The 16743-nt window shown below is 67.7% G+C and carries 15 protein-coding genes; 5 read left to right on the top strand and 10 right to left on the bottom strand.

The window, feature by feature from the left end:
- The first annotated feature begins 224 nt into the window (after positions 1-224).
- Positions 225-578: a hypothetical protein gene (locus tag ACM2ZB_RS18635; protein ID WP_416056534.1), complete on the top strand. Its 354-nt coding sequence runs from the start codon at positions 225-227 to the stop codon at positions 576-578.
- Between the two features lie 45 nt (positions 579-623).
- On the opposite strand, the gene ACM2ZB_RS18630 is transcribed toward ACM2ZB_RS18635, so the two are convergent.
- Positions 624-1031: an ExbD/TolR family protein gene (locus ACM2ZB_RS18630; RefSeq protein WP_416056533.1), complete on the bottom strand. Its 408-nt coding sequence runs from the start codon at positions 1029-1031 to the stop codon at positions 624-626.
- 159 nt (positions 1032-1190) lie between these two features.
- Here ACM2ZB_RS18630 and ACM2ZB_RS18625 point away from each other — a divergent pair, with 159 nt between their 5' ends.
- Genes ACM2ZB_RS18625 through ACM2ZB_RS18615 form a run of 3 tightly spaced genes read left to right on the top strand, consistent with a single transcriptional unit; the run spans position 1191 to position 4703 of the window.
- On the top strand, positions 1191-3164 hold the full coding sequence (locus ACM2ZB_RS18625) for a transglycosylase SLT domain-containing protein (RefSeq protein ID WP_416056532.1): 1974 nt from the start codon (positions 1191-1193) through the stop codon (positions 3162-3164).
- A gap of 50 nt (positions 3165-3214) precedes the next feature.
- Complete coding sequence (locus ACM2ZB_RS18620; RefSeq protein ID WP_416056531.1) at positions 3215-3454, top strand: hypothetical protein; 240 nt, start codon at positions 3215-3217, stop codon at positions 3452-3454.
- Positions 3455-3482: 28 nt separating this feature from the next.
- Positions 3483-4703: a multifunctional CCA addition/repair protein gene (locus tag ACM2ZB_RS18615; RefSeq protein ID WP_416056530.1), complete on the top strand. Its 1221-nt coding sequence runs from the start codon at positions 3483-3485 to the stop codon at positions 4701-4703.
- An 80-nt stretch (positions 4704-4783) separates the two neighbouring features.
- On the opposite strand, the gene ACM2ZB_RS18610 is transcribed toward ACM2ZB_RS18615, so the two are convergent.
- From ACM2ZB_RS18610 to ACM2ZB_RS18600, 3 genes are read right to left on the bottom strand one after another with little or no spacing between them, the layout of a single operon-like run.
- Positions 4784-5218 (bottom strand): SseB family protein, encoded by a 435-nt coding sequence (locus tag ACM2ZB_RS18610; RefSeq protein WP_416056529.1) that lies wholly within the window; start codon positions 5216-5218, stop codon positions 4784-4786.
- 50 nt (positions 5219-5268) lie between these two features.
- On the bottom strand, positions 5269-5604 hold the full coding sequence (locus tag ACM2ZB_RS18605) for a hypothetical protein (protein ID WP_313442262.1): 336 nt from the start codon (positions 5602-5604) through the stop codon (positions 5269-5271).
- A 3-nt stretch (positions 5605-5607) separates the two neighbouring features.
- Positions 5608-6555, bottom strand: coding sequence for a S41 family peptidase (locus ACM2ZB_RS18600; RefSeq protein WP_416056528.1), 948 nt, complete (start codon positions 6553-6555; stop codon positions 5608-5610).
- A 561-nt stretch (positions 6556-7116) separates the two neighbouring features.
- Between ACM2ZB_RS18600 and ACM2ZB_RS18595 the strand changes: the two genes are divergently transcribed.
- Positions 7117-7479, top strand: coding sequence for a hypothetical protein (locus ACM2ZB_RS18595; RefSeq protein ID WP_416056527.1), 363 nt, complete (start codon positions 7117-7119; stop codon positions 7477-7479).
- Positions 7480-7570: 91 nt separating this feature from the next.
- On the opposite strand, the gene ACM2ZB_RS18590 is transcribed toward ACM2ZB_RS18595, so the two are convergent.
- From ACM2ZB_RS18590 to ACM2ZB_RS18565, 6 genes are all read right to left on the bottom strand, one after another.
- Positions 7571-10600, bottom strand: a complete 3030-nt coding sequence (locus ACM2ZB_RS18590; protein WP_416056526.1) for an autotransporter outer membrane beta-barrel domain-containing protein — start codon at positions 10598-10600, stop codon at positions 7571-7573.
- A gap of 240 nt (positions 10601-10840) precedes the next feature.
- Entirely contained in the window at positions 10841-11923 is a 1083-nt protein-coding gene (locus tag ACM2ZB_RS18585) for an acyltransferase family protein (protein ID WP_416056525.1), read from the bottom strand.
- Entirely contained in the window at positions 11923-13071 is a 1149-nt protein-coding gene (nagA, locus tag ACM2ZB_RS18580; protein WP_313442270.1) for an N-acetylglucosamine-6-phosphate deacetylase, read from the bottom strand. The genes ACM2ZB_RS18585 and nagA overlap by 1 nt, the downstream gene beginning before the upstream one ends.
- The gene (locus tag ACM2ZB_RS18575; RefSeq protein WP_416056524.1) at positions 13071-14099 is read right to left on the bottom strand and encodes an SIS domain-containing protein; all 1029 of its coding nucleotides are present in this window, start codon (positions 14097-14099) and stop codon (positions 13071-13073) included. The genes nagA and ACM2ZB_RS18575 overlap by 1 nt, the downstream gene beginning before the upstream one ends.
- 7 nt (positions 14100-14106) lie before the next feature.
- On the bottom strand, positions 14107-15174 hold the full coding sequence (locus tag ACM2ZB_RS18570) for a LacI family DNA-binding transcriptional regulator (RefSeq protein WP_313442274.1): 1068 nt from the start codon (positions 15172-15174) through the stop codon (positions 14107-14109).
- A 39-nt stretch (positions 15175-15213) separates the two neighbouring features.
- Complete coding sequence (locus ACM2ZB_RS18565; protein WP_416056523.1) at positions 15214-16503, bottom strand: sugar MFS transporter; 1290 nt, start codon at positions 16501-16503, stop codon at positions 15214-15216.
- Between the last annotated feature and the right edge of the window lie 240 nt (positions 16504-16743).

Raw genomic sequence — 16743 nt, 5'->3', positions numbered from 1 at the left:
TGCATGGCGGCAGCGTCTCCTTTGTAAACAAGCTGTAAGAACATTGGCGTGACCTGCGACACCCTTTCACGCCGTTCTGACGAATGAAACAGCGGCATCCATTACTGAAAACACAGGGCGGAATGCTGCCCCCTAGGAAAAATCCGAAATCCTTGGAGTGCCGCGTCTTCAAGCTGGAATAAGGGAGAAACCGACACTCCTGACCAGCCTATGGCGCACTCGAGATGAAGGGACATCCCTCGGCATTTCCCGTGACAATTCTCTCGACATTCGCGCCGTTCTTCACGGGCAGCGCCAGTGCCGGCGGCGTGATCGAATGCAGCAACTGCGCATCGCCCAACGATGTGGCTCTTCAATCCGGGCCAGGTCTGACAGTCGTCGCGGACTTCGAGTGCGCGCAGCTGACGGCTTTCGACGTTGAATTCGATCACGCACAAGGGCGTTGGCGGGCCAACGAGACACCGGTTCCGCCCCAACTCCAGATGGCCTTTCTGCGGATAGTGGAATCAACGCTGCCTGAAATGACCCCGCTGCACCAGCGGATCCCCCGCGGTCATCACGACGCGCCGCATCCGTAACCGCCGTTGAGGGGAGCACAGCCCCCCTCAACGCCCCCCCCCCCCTCATCGCACGAACGCGATCCGCTCCATCCCCGTGGCCTCGGCGGCCGCCAGGATCCGCGCCATGCCCTCGTACTCGGCAGACGGATCGGTGGCGATACGCAGTTCGGGCAGGTTGCCGGCGTGCTCGCCGGCCAGGCTGCGCAGGCGCGCCTGCAGATCGCCGATGGGCATCGGCTGCCCGTTCCAGGTCAGCTGGCTGGATGCATCCAGGCGCAGCTCGATCGGCGGGGGTGGATCAGGGCGGACGTCCGCCCGGTGGGTCGTCTGTGGCAACTGCACCGCAATGGGCCGCGACATGATCGGCGCGGTAACGATGAAGATGATCAACAGCACCAGCATCACATCCACCAGCGGCGTGACATTGATGTCCGCCAATGGGCCGCTTCTTCCTGCGCTACTGAACGCCATGTGCCGCTCCCTGCAGCCGGGCCGTTCGCCCAAGGCGACAGTACGGCCGCCGAGCGGCCGGAGGGCAGTGCCGGGACGCGTGGCATTCAGCTGTGGTTGCCCGCGCGCCGTGCACGCAGTGCGAAACGTAATTCAGCCAGCGCCCGCTATGCTGGGGCCATGACCCGACGCTCTTCGACCGCCCTGTCCCTGCTCCCGCTGGCCGCATCCCTGCTGATCGGCTGCGCCAGCGCCCAGTCACTCGACGCCCAGAGCGGCCAGCTCAAGGCCGCCATCGATGCGGCCGAACGCGGCCAGCTTGCTCCCGCCCAGGCGGCGGCGCTCAGTCGCCACCCGGCCTATGGCTGGGTCGAGTTCGCCCAGCTGCGCCGCAACATCGATACGGTCGATACCGGCCAGGCCCAGGCCTTCCTCAAGCGCTATGACGGCCAAGCCGTGGCCAACAGCTTCCGCAGCGTCTGGCTGCCCTCGGTGGCCCGCCGCCAGGACTGGCCCACCCTGCTGGCCAACTGGGTACCGACCGACAACCTCGGCCTGCGCTGCGCGCAGCTGACCGCACGCCAGGCCACCGGCAAGGTCGACCCGCAGTGGATCGGCGAAGCACAGGACCTGTGGCGCAAGAACGGCAAGTCCCTGCCCGATGCCTGCGATGCGGTGTTCGCCGTGCTGCAGGCACAGGGCGGCATGAGCGATGCACTGCGCTGGGAGCGCGTCGACGCTGCCGCCGATGCGCAGCAGCCGGCGGTGATGCGCAGTGCCGCGCGGGGCCTGCCTGCGGCCGATCTGGCGCTGGCCAACACCTATGCGGCCTTCGTCGACACGCCCAATGCCAGCGCGATGAACTGGCCGCGCAACGAACGCAGCCGGCGCATCGCCACCGATGGCCTGGAAAAACTGGCCAAGGCCGACCCCGGCGCCACCGAACAGCAGCTGCCGCAGTACGCGCAGGCGCTGGGGCTGAGCGCCGAACAGCAGGCCCAGGTGCGCTACCAGATCGCCCTGTGGACGGTGGCGTCCTACCTGCCCGACTCCGCACGCCGCCTCAACGCCGTGCCCGAATCGGCCTATGACGAGCGGCTGCACGAATGGCGTGTGCGCGAAGCGATGTCACGCGGCGACTGGCCGGCGGCGCTGACCGCCCTGCGCAAGATGGGCGCCAAGCAGCGCAGCGATTCGCGCTGGCGCTATTTCGAAGGCCGCATGCTGGAAAAGACCGGGCAGGCGCAGCAGGCCCAGCCGCTGTTCCGTGAAGCCGCGCGCGCACCGACCTTCCATGGTTTCCTGGCGGCCGACAAGCTGCAGCAGAACTACACCCTGTGCCCGTGGAAGCCCAACGACACCGCCCAGGCCCAGGCTGCGGTGGCCCGTGATGCGGCCATCCAGCGCGCGATGGCGCTGTACCAGATCGACCGCACCGGCTGGGCCGTGGCCGAATGGAACAGCGCGCTGGCCCGCTTCGATGACACCCAGCGCCGCCTGGCGGTGCGCGTGGCGCAGGACAACGGCTGGTTCGACCGCGCCGTGTTCGCACTCGGCAAGCAGCCACAGGAGCAGCGCCTGTACGACCTGCGCTTCCCGCTGCACCACGACAGCACCATCCGCCGCGAGTCCGCGCGCAACGCCATCGACCCGGCCTGGGTGGCGGCGGAGATCCGCGCGGAAAGCACGTTCACCCCGCGTGCGCGCTCGCCTGCCAACGCGATGGGCCTGATGCAGGTCCTGCCGGCCACTGGCGCAGGCGTGGCCAAGAACATCGGCCTGACCGGCTACGGCGGTGCCGAGAGCCTGTACGACCCGGATACCAACATCGCCATCGGCACCGCCTACCTGCGCCAGCTGATGAACAAGTACGACGGCCTGCCCTACGTGACCATCGCCGCCTACAACGCCGGCCCGACCCCCACCGCGCGCTGGCAGACCCAGCGCCCGGGCTTCGATCCGGACCTGTGGATCGAGACGATCAGCTACAAGGAAACGCGCGAGTATGTCGCCCGCGTGCTGGCCTTCAGCGTGATCTACGACTGGCGCCTCAATGGCAATGCCCTGCCGCTGAGCGACCGCCTGATGGGCCGCCTGGTGGACAAGCGCAAGGCGTTCACCTGTGCGGCCGATGCCGACCAGGGCGGGGATTGAACAACGCGGCATATCCCGCCGGGCATGGCCCGGCGCTACCTGGGGAAACGATGAGCCTGCTGGCATGGATCGCGCTGTTCGCCGCTTGGAGCCTGTTCGCCATCTGGGTGCTGCGCTGGGGTGGCGCGGCCTGGATGAAAGGCTGGAAGTCACTGGCTTTCGTCGACAGCTGGGGCAGCCTGTGGGACGAGGCGCAGATCAAGCTGTATTTCCTCTGCCTGTGGATCGTCTACGGGCTGTGGTTCGTAGGCGGGGTGTTCGTGCCGGCATGGCGCGCGATGCCGTGGTAACCCGGCCCGGCATGCGATCATCGCGTGCATGAAGATCTATCTTGTCGGCGGCGCCGTACGCGACCGCCTGCTGCAGCGCCCCGCCGGCGACCGTGACTGGGTGGTGGTCGGTGCCACCCCCGCGCAGATGGAAGCGCAGGGGTACACCGCCGTGGGTCGCGACTTCCCGGTGTTCCTGCACCCGAAGACCGGTGAGGAATACGCGCTGGCGCGCACCGAGCGCAAATCCGGCCGCGGCTACCGCGGCTTCGTGGTCGATGCCGATCCGGCGGTCACCCTGGAAGAAGACCTGCTGCGCCGCGATTTCACCATCAACGCCATCGCCTGCGATGAGGCCGACGGCACGCTGGTCGATCCCTACGGCGGTGTACGCGATATCCAGCAGCGCGTGCTGCGCCACGTCGGCCCGGCCTTCGTTGAAGATCCGCTGCGCGTGCTGCGGGCGGCGCGCTTCATGGCGCGCTTCGCGCCGCTGGGCTTCAGCGTCGCCCCGCAGACCCTGGCGCTGATGCGCGAGGTGGCCGCCAGTGGCGAACTGGATGCGCTGGTGCCCGAACGCGTGTGGCAGGAGCTGCGCAAGGCGCTGGTCTGCGAACGGCCCTCGGCCTTCCTGCGCACCCTGCACGACGCGCACGCGCTGGGCCCCATCCTGCCGGAACTGGAAGCGCTGTACGGCGTGCCGCAGCGGGCGGAGTTCCACCCCGAAGTGGATACCGGCGTCCACCAGGAAATGGTCAGTGACATGGCTGCAAAGCTCGCACCGGGCGATGACCTGGTCGGCTTCGCCGCGCTCACCCACGACCTGGGCAAGGGCCTGACCCCGCCGGACGAATGGCCGCGCCACATCATGCACGAGCAGCGTGGCGTGAAGCCGCTCAAGGAGCTGTGCGCGAGGCTGAAGATTCCCACCGAGCACCAGCAGCTGGCCGAAGCGGTCTGTCGCGAGCACTTGAACGTGCACCGCATCGACGAACTGCGCGATGCCACCGTGCTGGACCTGCTCGGCCGCTGCGATGCCCTGCGCCGCCCCGAGCGCGTGGCCCGCATCGCGCTGTGCTGCGAGGCCGACAAGCGCGGCCGGCAGGGCTTCGAGGACAGCGACTACCCGCAGGGCGAGACGCTCAGGCGCCTGCACCAGGCAGCACTGTCAGTACAGGCGCGCGATCTGGACATGACCCACCTGAAAGGCCCCGCCGTTGGCGAGGCGCTGGCCCGGGCGCGGGTGAAGGCGATTGCGGCCGCGCGCTGATTCTCAAGCGCCGTACCAGCCACACGCGGGTTGTTGGCGGTAGTGCCGGCCGCTGGCCGGCAACCAGAAAACCCCTGGATTCAGTGCGCCATGCCGCGGGTGATCGCCGCGGCGCGTTCCTTCAGCTGGGCCACCGCGTCGGGAATCATCTCCATGCCCACGTCCAGGCCCGGGTTCAACACCAGGCCCACGCCGTCGCCAATGCCGGCCAGCAGCGCATGCACTGCGATCGGCATGGCATGGGCGAACTGCGGCAGCTGCTCGTGCCAGAGGCCGGCCCGCTCGGGCGCGGTGAACACCGCGAACATCGGCTCGCCGCCCTCGCTGGTCAGCACCAGCGGCGAAATGCTCTCATCCCAGGCGCCATCCTCACCGATGGCCTTGTCCAGCAGCACGAACACCGGCGCGGTCAGCAGGCCGTCGAGGAACTGCGACGCGGTCAGCGTACCGTCCTGTGCCTGCAGCAGGCGGACCTCCAGGTCGTTGAGGGGTTCGAACGGCGTGTCGTGGTCCATGGTCGGTTCCGGTACGTGATTGCAGGCTGTCACTTTAGCAGGCCGGGGGCTCAGGCCAGGTGCCCCTGCCGCCACATCCAGCCAGCCACCGCCAGCGCGGCCACGCCCAGCAGCATCAGCGGCAGGCCGAAGCGGTGCCGGAACGGAATCGGCACCCCGCCCAGCTGCTGGTCCATGGTCTCGGTATCCAGCACCCAGCCGTGCTCGCAGCCGGTGCAGGCCAGTTCGTAGCGGCGCTGGTAGACGAAGCCGAACAGCAGGTCGACGCGCGCCATGCGATAACGCAGCTGCGGGGCGAAGGCGGTCTCGGTCTGGCAACGCAGGCAGTGATGGGCTTCGGTGGGGCCGACCACCACCACCCGTTCCTGTTGGCCGATCAGCAGCACCGGTCAGTCCTTCCTGCAGGCCGGCTGGTCCAGCAGCCAGGCCTGGGCGGCCTGCAGGGTGGCCGGGCCACGGGCAGTGACCTGGTCGGGCTGCAGCCGGGTGCCGTCACCGTGCCCGTTGCGGTCGGCCATTACGTTGTGGGTCAACAGCAAGGTCGTGCCGTCCACCAGCCTTCTCGGTTGATTGCCGGTGGAAAAGCCTGCACTGGGCTGGCCGAAACTGCGGCTGTCCGGCTGCCCGCGGAAGGCGAGCGCGACCGCCTCGCCGGAACTTGCGCTGCCCGCGCCCATCACCACCGCCACCGGGGCGGTGCCCGCACGCAGTCGATAGCTGCCCTGCCGCGAGCGCAGCATCGAGGTGTTGCCCTGGATGACCTCACCTTCCGCCTGCCGCCACCACAGCAGTCCATCGGCACTGCGGAAGGCACCGATCAGCGCGCCCTGTGCATCCGGCGTGCCGTGCAGCAAGGGCAGCAGGCCGAACAGCATCGGCCACATGTTGCCACCGCCGTTGCTGCTGACGTCCACCACCCAGCCGCAGCGCGTGCCGTCATCCAGAGCGACGATGCGTGCCTGCAGCGCCAGCGCGTAGGCCTTGCGTGCGTCATGGCGTTCCTGCTCGCTGCGTTGCAGATCTTCCACGAAGGGGCTCACCTGCAGCACGCCGATGCGGGCGTTGGCCTGGCTGGGCGCTGCCAGCGCAGCGGCCTGGCCCGCGTTCAAGCGCTGGGCGCGCCCGGACCGCTGCTGCTGTTCCCCAGCCGATATCCAGCGGCCGTGGCCGCCGCTGCTGCGTGCCGCGGCATCATCCAGTACGCGGCGTTGCTGCGCGCGGTCATCGCCTGCGGCGGCCAGGCGCGTGCGCACTTCGTTCCAATCGACGCGATCACGGTACAGGGACTGGGTTTCCAGAATATCCAGCAGCTGGACTTGCGCCTCTTGTGTGGGCAAGTCAATGGCGTCAGCGGCCGCAGCGTGTGTTGTGGCGCAGAACAGGGCGCCTAGTGCAGCGACCATCACACGAAAATCAGGCGACATTCGACGTTCCTTCGTCGTGGGTGAGTACTGCAGCATACGCGTTTGCTATCGCTTCCGCGTGTCGGAATCGGCACGAACCAGATGGGACACGACTTCCACCTTTCCACATGCCATCTCTTGCAGGCAAAGCGCGAATCTGACTCTGCCATCGCGCTTTGCGCCGGCCAGGGCTGATGTCCTGAATGAAGCTATCCAAGCGCGGGCTTGCGGCCCTGTCACGGGTGCGGATACTGCGTCATCCATCGTGTTGCAGCGGGCAGCGCGCAGGGACCTTCGCAATCCGTTGTTCTGGTTTCCTTGGGGCAGATTCACTGGCAAGCCAGCCCGCATCGCCCCCCTTTCACAGGGAGAACCCATAGCAGGCGGCGGTGGTGCCGACCAACCATGCAGTTGCGCCGGAGGGAGCCGCACCACTGCGGAGGCACGCCGACGAAGGCTGCTCGATACCAGCACACTTCCTGGAGCTTTCGACCAATGGAAAATCAACCCTTTCAACGCATGGACGAAGAACGCTATGAACTACTGCGAAAGTTCGTGCAGGCGTTATCCGATCGCGACAGCAATACACTGAGAGAGGTCTTTGATCTGACCCCAGTCATGATCTCCGAGATCTACGAGCTTCTTCCGATTTACCTGATGGAGGGCGCAACTCTTTCCATCTGCTCACGTACGGAAAGCGCGACGGCAGAGGAGTGGCCGTTACTGACCACATATGACTGCGGTGATGGGGATATCGCAGTTGATTGCTACATCCTGGAGGACGGCATGCCCAGCGAGGCCATTCTTCATGTCTGCTTCGTGAAGGGTGAGCTTATCTATGGATTCATCAATTCCTAGGGATGCCCCCCCCAAGGGACGAGAGATGTTGCAGAGGGTGGCGAACAGGGACGCCCCCCCCAAAGCGATCACACCTGCCAACGCAGGAACTTCACCAGTCCGCGCGCAGTCCAATGTTGCCCTCGATGATCCGGCGCTTCTCGTTGCGGTCGCCACCAAGTTCGCGCGTGTAGTCGGCCACGGCATACGCGCTGATGCTGCGGTTGAAGCGTGCGACCACACCAACACCGGCTTCCAGCGCGCGCGAGCGCTGCGAATTGATGATCGTGTCGCTGTCGAACTGGATGCGGTCCTCGCCGGAACGGCCGTGCCAGTAGTTCACTTTGAAGTACGGCTGCCAGCCGTTGTCGGCCAGCTGGTAGTCGCCCGCCAGGCGCAGGCCGACGCGGCCGGTCCAGGCGTTGTCGTTGTCGAAACGGACAGTGGAAACCGCATCACGCTGATCATCCAGCGAACTGCGCTGCCAGATCACCTGCACCTGCGGCTCCAGCCACCACGACGACTGCCCCAGCTGCAGCACGGGCTTGCCCGCTTCCAGTGACAGTGTGGTGCCATCACCCTTCACGTCGATGCCCAGCCCGCGCGCGGATCGCGTGCGACCGTCGTAGCGGCTCTGCATGGCCACGGCATCGATGTAGCCGCCGCCGCTGCCGGTCAGCGTCCAGTACAGGCCCACGTGCTTGTCATCCACGCGATTCTGGCCCACCTGCACGTTTTCCCAGCCCAGTGCCAGGCCGGTGGTCCTGCCCTGCGCGCGGGTACGGCCGACGAACACGCCCACCTGGTTGCGGTGGTTGTCAGCGGCCGCGGCCCACAGATCCAGGCCGGCCTGCACGCCCATCACATCGCCATCGAAGCCAGGCTGTGCGTCGCCCTTCCAATGGATCTCGCTGCTCTGCCCCACCAGCCGCCCCCAGGCGGTGCGGAAGGCGCCGTTGCTGTAAAGCAGGCGCTGTTCGCCTTGGCGCTCGTGGAAGGTTCCCAGGCTGGCCAGCGAGGTCTCGCGCAGCAGGGGCGGCACCACGCCATAGGCTGCGGTTTCCAGCCGATACAGTGGCACCACATCCCCCTGCGCCGCGCGCGCACCTGGGCTGGGCGGGAGCGCGCCCGCGCCGGGCAGGCTGCTGCCGGCAATCGGTACGTCGGGCACGGCCGGGTCCGTGGGCGGCGCCACCGGTGCAGGCTCGGGGGGCGGCGGCGGCGGTGCGGCTTCGCCTGCGGTCAGGTCTGGATCGACTGCGCCCTCCGGCGGCGGCGGCGGAGCCGGTGCGATCGGGGGAGGAGGTGGTGCCGTTGGGGTGGGAGGCGGCGGCTCGGCGTTGATCCCGGTGCCGTTCGGCGCGGGCACCGGCCCCGCCACCAGGGTCGAACGCAGATACCAGTTCTCGCCCGTACCGGCACTGACGCCGCCCTTGAACAGGAAGTACTCGTACGCACCGGCCGATACCGGCGCGAACAACGAGAACGCCCCTGCTGCCGTGGTCCCGCCATTGAGCGCCTGCACGACCAGGATGCCGTCGGCCAACGTCGCCGCGCCACCGCCCCCGGCATTGATGATGCCGATGCCAGTGGTCCCGGTCGCGCTGCCGCCATCGATCACCAGGCGGTCACTGCTGGCGCCATCCCCGGCCAGCACCGTGCGCAGGTACAGGCCGCCGCCATCACCGCGGTAGTTGCCGCGGATGCTGAAGACATCGCCTGCGCCAACGCCGGTCAGGTCGATGCGCCCGGCGTTGACCACGTTGACCAGCGCGCCCGCAGCGAACGGCCGCACCGCATGCGCGCCGTTGCCGGCATAGAGCGTACTGGTGTCATCCACGGCCAGCGTGCCGGTTCCCGTGGCGCTGTCACCCAGCACCAGGTCGCCATCGAACGTCAGTTCGGTGCTGCTGGCCAGGCTGACCGCTTCCCAGTTCTGGAAGCGGGCCACGCCAGTGGTCTTTACGTTGTTGAAGCTGAGCCGGTCATTGCCGCTGCCACCATCGAACAGCGGCACGGCGCCCATGTTGGCCTGGCTGAGGTTGCTGAGCGTGGCGACATCATCATCCGGGCCCGCGTCGATGGCACCGTAGACGATGCCGCCCCCGTTCCAGTCGAAGGTGTCGTTGCCGGTGCTGAGCAGCACCTGCCCGCGCACGGTGCCATCGGTGATGGTCACGCTGTCATTGCCGCCGCTGACGCTGATGTTGCCGCCGATGTATGCAGTGCCGGAGATGATGATGGTATCGGTGTCGAAGCCGGTGACCACGTTGCCGTCAACCGTGCCGCCGGACTGGTCCCACAGGTTCTTGTCCAGCTTCATGTTGACCCGGCCGATGCGGCCGCCGGTCATCCACGCCTGGTCGCCATCCTCGAAGGCGCCGATGATGCGGCCGCCGCTCATGCGGAAGGTGTCGATGTTGTCGCCCTGCTGCAGCGCGCCGATGGTGCCGCTGGTCATGACGAAATCATCGCGTCCGCTGCCCTGCGTCACCAGGCCGGTGATGGTGCCGCCGCTGACCGTCATCTGGTCATCGCCATTGCCCTGGTCGACGCTGTCGAGCGTGCCGCCACTGATCAGCAGCACGTCGTTGCCATCGCCCTGCAGCACGCCACCGCTGATGCTGCCGTCCAGCATCTCCAGGCGATCGTTGCCAGCACCGGACTGCACGCCGGTGCGGCCGCTGATCGTGCCGCGGTTGACCAGCACGCTGTCACCGGCGCCGACGAACTGCAGGGCGGTGTTGTTGCCGGTGCTGATGCTGCCGAGGTTGTCGACGCGGCTGCCGCCGCCCAGCTGCACGGCGATGCCGCCGACCGAACTGATCGCCCCCTGGTTGCCGAGCTGGTGGCCACCGGCACCGACCAGACTGATGGCGCTGCCACCACCGCTCTGCTGCAGCTGTGCGCCACTGGCGACGTTCAGGGTGATGCCGGCCTCGCCGCTGGCGCTGATGGGAACGGTCTGCGGGTTCGGCGCAGCGCTGCTGCAGGTGACGGTCTGCCCCGCGACCGGGGCAACGCTGTCACAGCCCGCCCAGGCGATGGGCGCGGCCGCCAGCACGGTGGGAAACGCCAGCGCCTGCAGCAGGCAACGGGTCAGAAGGCGCGCACGCGGCACGCGTGATTCGGCAACGGACATACGGCACTCCTGGGTCTGCGGATTCAGGAACTGCGGATATGGACACTGCGGGCGCCACCGGGGCGCCATGAAGGGTTCGGGCAGATGAAGTTATGCCGGATGCATCACGTTGTGAGTGTGAAATAGAACGGGCATCACGCGGCCTGCATGTACATGAAAGCGTTCATGTTCTTCACGCATTAGGGTGAAGAGCATCCACGCATGGCGTGGCTCTACTGGGCCGCCGGGCCCTGACGCGGTTCAGATCTTCAGATAGATGCGGCGCCGGTCCAGCCACCAGGCCACGCCCCACCACAGCGCAACGAACGCCAGCGCCTGCAGCATCGAGGCCAGTTCAAGCGCAGCGGGCATGGCCGTCGCCAGCTGCTGCCACACCCAGCCCCAGGCGCCACTGGCCAGCAGCGCCACCGACATCACCGAGGCCCCCAGGTAGGCGGTGATGGCATTGACCCCGAAGCGGCGCCCGACTGCCGGCCATCCCCTGCGGTCGATCAACTGGTGCGCCAACCACAGCGCCAGCGCGGCCAGGCCGCCGGTCCACAGCACGTAGCTGGGCGTCCAAAGTTGCTTGTTCCAGGGCAGCACGGTGGCCAGCAACAGGCCAAGCACGGCCGTCGCCGCGCCCAGCCCCGCCAGCGCACCGGCGCGCCCACTGCGCAGCAGGCCACCGGCCAGCAGGCCCAGCACGGTGCTGGCCAGCGCGCCCAGGCTGCTCAACAAGCCTTCCGGGTCATGGCCCAGGCCGGTATCTGCGTGCCATTGGTACACCCAGGGTGCGAACAGTGCGGTGTCCAGGCGACTGGCCGGGTTGGTCCACGGCGCCAGATCGCCCATGCCCAGCAGCAGCAGGGTGTAGCCCACCAGCAGGGCCACCAGCAGCGCCGCCTGCATGCGCGGGCGCGCATACACCGCCACCACGCCCACCAGCGCCGCGCACAGCGCAATGCGCTGCAGGACGCCCCAGATGCGGAAGTGATGGGTATGCAGCGCCCACCACACCAGCAGGTGCAGCAGTACGCCAGCAACGGCGATGCGCAGCGCGCGCTCCAGCACGCCACGCGCCAGGGCAGGACGTGCGGCCGCATCGTGCGCACGCGGCGCCACGCTGAAGGCCATCGATACGCCCACCAGGAACAGGAAGAACGGGAACACCAGGTCGGTGGGCGTGCAGCCATGCCATTCGGAATGGCGCAGCGGTGCGAACACCGCGCTCCAGTCACCGGGGTTGTTGACCAGCAGCATCGCGGCCACGGTCATGCCGCGCAGGGCATCGATCGAACCCAGCCGGCGCGGCGCGGCAGCGCCGCCTGCAGGAACGGCCATCAGGCAGCCTCGTACTGTCCGGCAATCCAGGTACCGCGCACCTGCAGGCCATCGTCCAGCAGCACCAGATCGGCCTGGTAACCCTCGGCGATGTGGCCCAGGCGGTCATCCACGTTGAGGAACTCCGCCGGATAGGTGGACGCCATGCGCGCCGCTTCGGCCAGCGGCTGGCCGAGCAGCTGCACGGTGTTGCGCACGGCGGTGGCCATGTCCAGCGCCGAACCGGCCAGCGCGCCGGCGGCATTGCGCACCACGCCATCGACAGCGGTGATGGTTTCGCCATACAGCACGTAGCTGGGATCGTCCGCGCCGACTGGCGGCATCGCATCGGTCACCAGCAGCAGGCGGCCGCGCGGCTTGGCCGCCAGCGCCACCCGCAGGCTGGCCGGGTGCACGTGCACGCCATCGACGATGATGCCGATCCAGCTGTCGCGGTCTTCCAGCGCGGCGCCCACGGCACCGGGCTCGCGGCCCTGCAGCGGCGACATCGCGTTGTAGAGATGGGTGAAGCCACGCACGCCTGCATCCAGGCCATCGCGGATTTCTTCGTAGGTGCCGGCGGTATGCCCGGCCGCCACGATCACCCCGCGCTCGACCAGTGCACGGATGGTCTCCAGCGGCACACGCTCCGGCGCCAGCGTGAGCAGGGTCACCCCGTTGTCCAGCGATGCAGCCAGCGCGATTTCTTCCGCATCGGGAACACGGAACTTGCTGGCATCGTGGGTGCCCTTGCGCGCCGGTGCGATGTACGGGCCTTCCAGGTGGATGCCGATCACGCCCGGTACGCCTTGCGCGATCGCTTCACGCATTGCGCCGATCGCTTCGCGCATCACGCCCACGTCGTCGCTGATCAGCGTCGGCAGCAGGGCCGTGGTGCCGAAGCGCCGGTGTGCCTGCGCGATGGTGCGCAGGGAGGCGACGTCGGGGGTGTTGTTGAACAGCGCACCGCCACCGCCGTTCACCTGCACGTCGATGAAACCCGGCAGCAGCCAGCCGCCACCCAGGTCTACCTGTTCACCGGCCTGGCCCAGCTGCGGCGCCGCATCGGGCAGCAGCGCGATGATGCGGCCGTCTTCGATCACCACCGCCAGGTCGTCGCGGAAATCATCGCCGGTGAGGATGCGCGCGTTGCGCAGGACCGTGGCCATCAGACCGTCTCCGTAACCTTGTTCAGGTGCGGCGGCAGGTCCGGATTGAAACCACGGCGCAGGGCCAATGCGTTGATGGCGCGGTAGAAGCTCTGCACGGTCAGCAGCGGCGCGCACAGCGGGTGCGGCGCGGCGGCCACCGGCAGGTTGCCACCGGCGCCGGCCATCCACACCTGCGCACCGCGCGCGCTGAATTCTTCCACCACGGCGCGGGTACCGGCACCGGTTTCATCGGGCTGGGCAAAGGCCAGCACCGGGAAGCCGCGGCCGACCAGCGCCATCGGGCCGTGCTTGACCTCGGCCGAGCTGTAGGCCTCGGCGTGCAGGCTGCAGGTTTCCTTGAACTTCAGTGCCGCTTCCTGCGCCGCACCCAGGCCCAGGCCACGGCCCAGCACGAACAGGTTGGCGGCATCGACCAGGCCATCGGTCAGTGCGCTCCAGTCGCACTGCCATGCCTGGCGCAGTGCGTCGGGTAGCAGGTCCAGCGCATTGCGCAGGCTGCTGTCCTGCTTCCAGTACGCGGCCAGCTGCAGCAGCGCGGCCAGCGAGGCCAGGTAGCTCTTGGTCGCCGCCACGCTCTTTTCAGCACCGGCATGCAGCGGAATGACCGTGTCGGCCAGCTGCGCCAGCGGCGAGTCTTCCACGTTGACCAGGGCCACCACGCGCGCGCCGGCAGCCTTGGCCGCTTCGGCATTGCGCAGCAGGTCCGGGCTCTTGCCCGACTGCGAAATGACGATGAACAGCGCGCCGCGCAGCTGCAGCGGTGCGGCGTAGACCGAACCCACCGACGGCGACGCCGAGGCAACCACCAGGCCCAGTTGGGTTTCCAGCAGGTACTTGCCATAGGTCGCGGCATGATCGGAACTGCCACGCGCGCAGGTCACCACGAACGGCGGTGGTGCCGCACGCAGGCTGGCGGCCAGCGTTTCCATGGTGGCGTGGTTGCGGGCGTACTGGCGCGCAACCACCTCGGCCGTTTCGGCGGCCTCGGCGAACATCAGGGTGGCGGTGGGGTCGGACAGCGACATGGCGGACTCAGGCGGGATCGGAAGAAAGGGGGCGGGCGCCGGCGGGGCGCATCGGCGCGGTGGAACCACGCACCACCAGCTGCGGCACGAAGCCCTGGTTCTGCAGCGCGGCCGGTGCATCGTCGTAGGCATCGCTGCGCAGCTGCGCGATCAACAGGCGCGCAGCGTGGCGGGCGATGTCCTCGGTGGCCTGCTTGGCGGTGGTCAGCGGCGGCCAGGACTGGCGCGAGAACGGGCTGTCCTCGAAGCCGGCAATGGACAGGTCGTAGGGCACGTTCATTCCGGCCGACTTTGCCGCGGCCAGCACGCCGGCCGCGATTTCGTCGTTGGAACCGAAGATGGCCGTGGGCGGCTCGCGCAGCGCCAGCAGGCGGCGTGCACCGCGGAAACCATCATCGAAGGTGTAGTCACCCTGCACCACCAGGTGCTTGTCCACGGTCATGCCGTAGTCCTTCAGCGCGGCTTCGTAGCCGGCGTAACGCTCGCCCGAGGAACGGTGCGAGGAACCACCCCAGAGGAAACCGATGCGCTGGTGGCCGAGCTGGATCAGGTGCTCGGTGACTTCGTAGGCAGCCTCGCGGTCATCCACGAACACACAGGCACCGTCGGCCGGGTCTTCGGTGGCGGCAATGATGCGCACCAGCTTGATGCCGCGCGCGGTGAGCGTCTGGATCAGGTCGCGCCGCTCGGACATCGGCGCAGTCAGCACCAGCCCGGCCAGGCGCGAACGCTGCACCCAGTCGGCCAGTTCATCGGCCAGCAGCGGCGAGCTGGAATCGCAGGGATGGATCTGCAGGCCGAAGCCGGTTTCGCGGCAGGCGGCCAGCACACCGTTCTGCACGCCGATGATGTGGTACGGGTTGGGGTTGTCGTAGACCAGCCCGATCACGAACGTGGTGCCGCTGCGCAGGTTGCGCGCGGACGGATCGGGTTCGTAGTCGAGTTCGGCGATGGCCCGCAGCACCCGCGCACGGGTGGCCTGCATCACCGACGGTTCGTTGTTGATGACCCGCGACACCGTCTTCAGCGAGACCTTGGCCTTTTCGGCAACGTCCTTGATGGTCGCTCTGCGCATCGGCTTTTCCTGGGGTTGGCTGCCGTCCATCATCGCCGATCAGGCCTTGTCCTGCGGCAGGCCGGCGCGATGGCCGATCACCGAGTAGAACAGGATGTACAGGTAGCACGGCACCATCAGCAGGACGAACACCAGCTGGAAATCGATGTGCTGCTTGAGCACGGCGAACAGCTGCGGAATGATCGCGCCGCCGGCGATGCCCATCACCAGCAGGGCCGAACCGGTTTCGGTGAAGCGGCCCAGGCCGCGGATGGCCAGCGGGAAGATGGCCGGCCACATCATCGCGTTGGCGAAGCCCAGCAGCGCCACGAAGGCCACCGAGACATAGCCGTGGGTGGCCCAGGCGCCCAGGCAGAACACCACGCCCAGTACCGCCGAAATGGTCAGGTAACGCGACTGCGAGACCACCTTGGGGATAAGCAGCAGGCCGACCACGTAGCCGATGAGCATGGCGAACAGGGTCAGCGAGGTGAACATCTTTGTCTGGTCCAGCGGCAGGTCGAAGCCGTGGCCGTAGGTACCGATGGCATCACCGGCCATCACTTCCACGCCCACGTAGACGAACAGGCACAGCACGCCCAGCCACAGGTGCGGGAACTGGAAGATGCTGCGGCGTTCGGCGGCGCCCGCGGCGGTCGGCGTGGCGTTGGCTTCGGACGGCTTGATTTCCGGCAGCGGCGAGAACAGCACCGCCACCGCCAGCACCACCAGCACGCCGGCCATGGCCAGGTAGGGCGCGTGGATCTTGGCCGCGAATTCGTTGAGCAGCTGTGCCTTGGTCGCTTCATCGGCGGCAGCGACGCTGGCCGACAGGTCGCCGATGCCATGCAGCACCAGCGTGCCGATCAACACCGGCGCCAGCATGCCGGCGATCTTGTTGCAGATGCCCATCAACGCGATGCGGCGCGCGGCCGTTTCGATCGGGCCGAGGATGGAGATGTAGGGGTTGATCGCGGTCTGCAGCAGGGCCAGGCCGCTGCCGATCACGAACAGTCCACCGAGTGCACCGGGGTACCAGCGCTGGGTGGCGAATTCACCGAACAGTGCCGCGCCGGCTGCCATCACCAGCAGGCTCAGGCTGAGCCCCTTCTTCATGCCGGTGCGGCGCAGGATCCACGACGAAGGCAGGGCCAGGAAGAAGTAGGACAGGTAGAACACCATCAGCACCAGGAAGGCGCCGACCTCGCTCAGCTCGAAGGCGAGCTTGACGAAGGTGATCAACGGACCGTTGAGCCAGGTGAAGAAGCCGATCAGGAAGAACAGCACGCCGACGATGGCGATGGAGGCGGCGACGTTCGGGCGCGCGCTTGCAGCAGTGACGGCGGACATCAGGAGGGCTCCTGCGGCGACGACCGCAGAAGGCGGTGTCGGAGAGTGGCTGGGAACAACGTTGTCACATTCTTTCGATGGACTACGGCGGTTTGTCAACTTCCCTGCACACCCCTGTGCACCGCGTGCTGCACTGCGCAAGCGCGTGGCAGTGTTCCGCGCTGAATGCGCTCTGCCCCTAGAGGCCCATGGCTCAACGGCTTTCAGGTGAAAGCCGCACTCACGCCATGTAAACGTTTA

The organism is Stenotrophomonas maltophilia, from assembly GCF_047782825.1.
Lineage (GTDB): Bacteria > Pseudomonadota > Gammaproteobacteria > Xanthomonadales > Xanthomonadaceae > Stenotrophomonas.
Note: the sequence above shows the minus strand (reverse complement) of the source record. Positions and strands in the feature narration are given on the sequence as shown.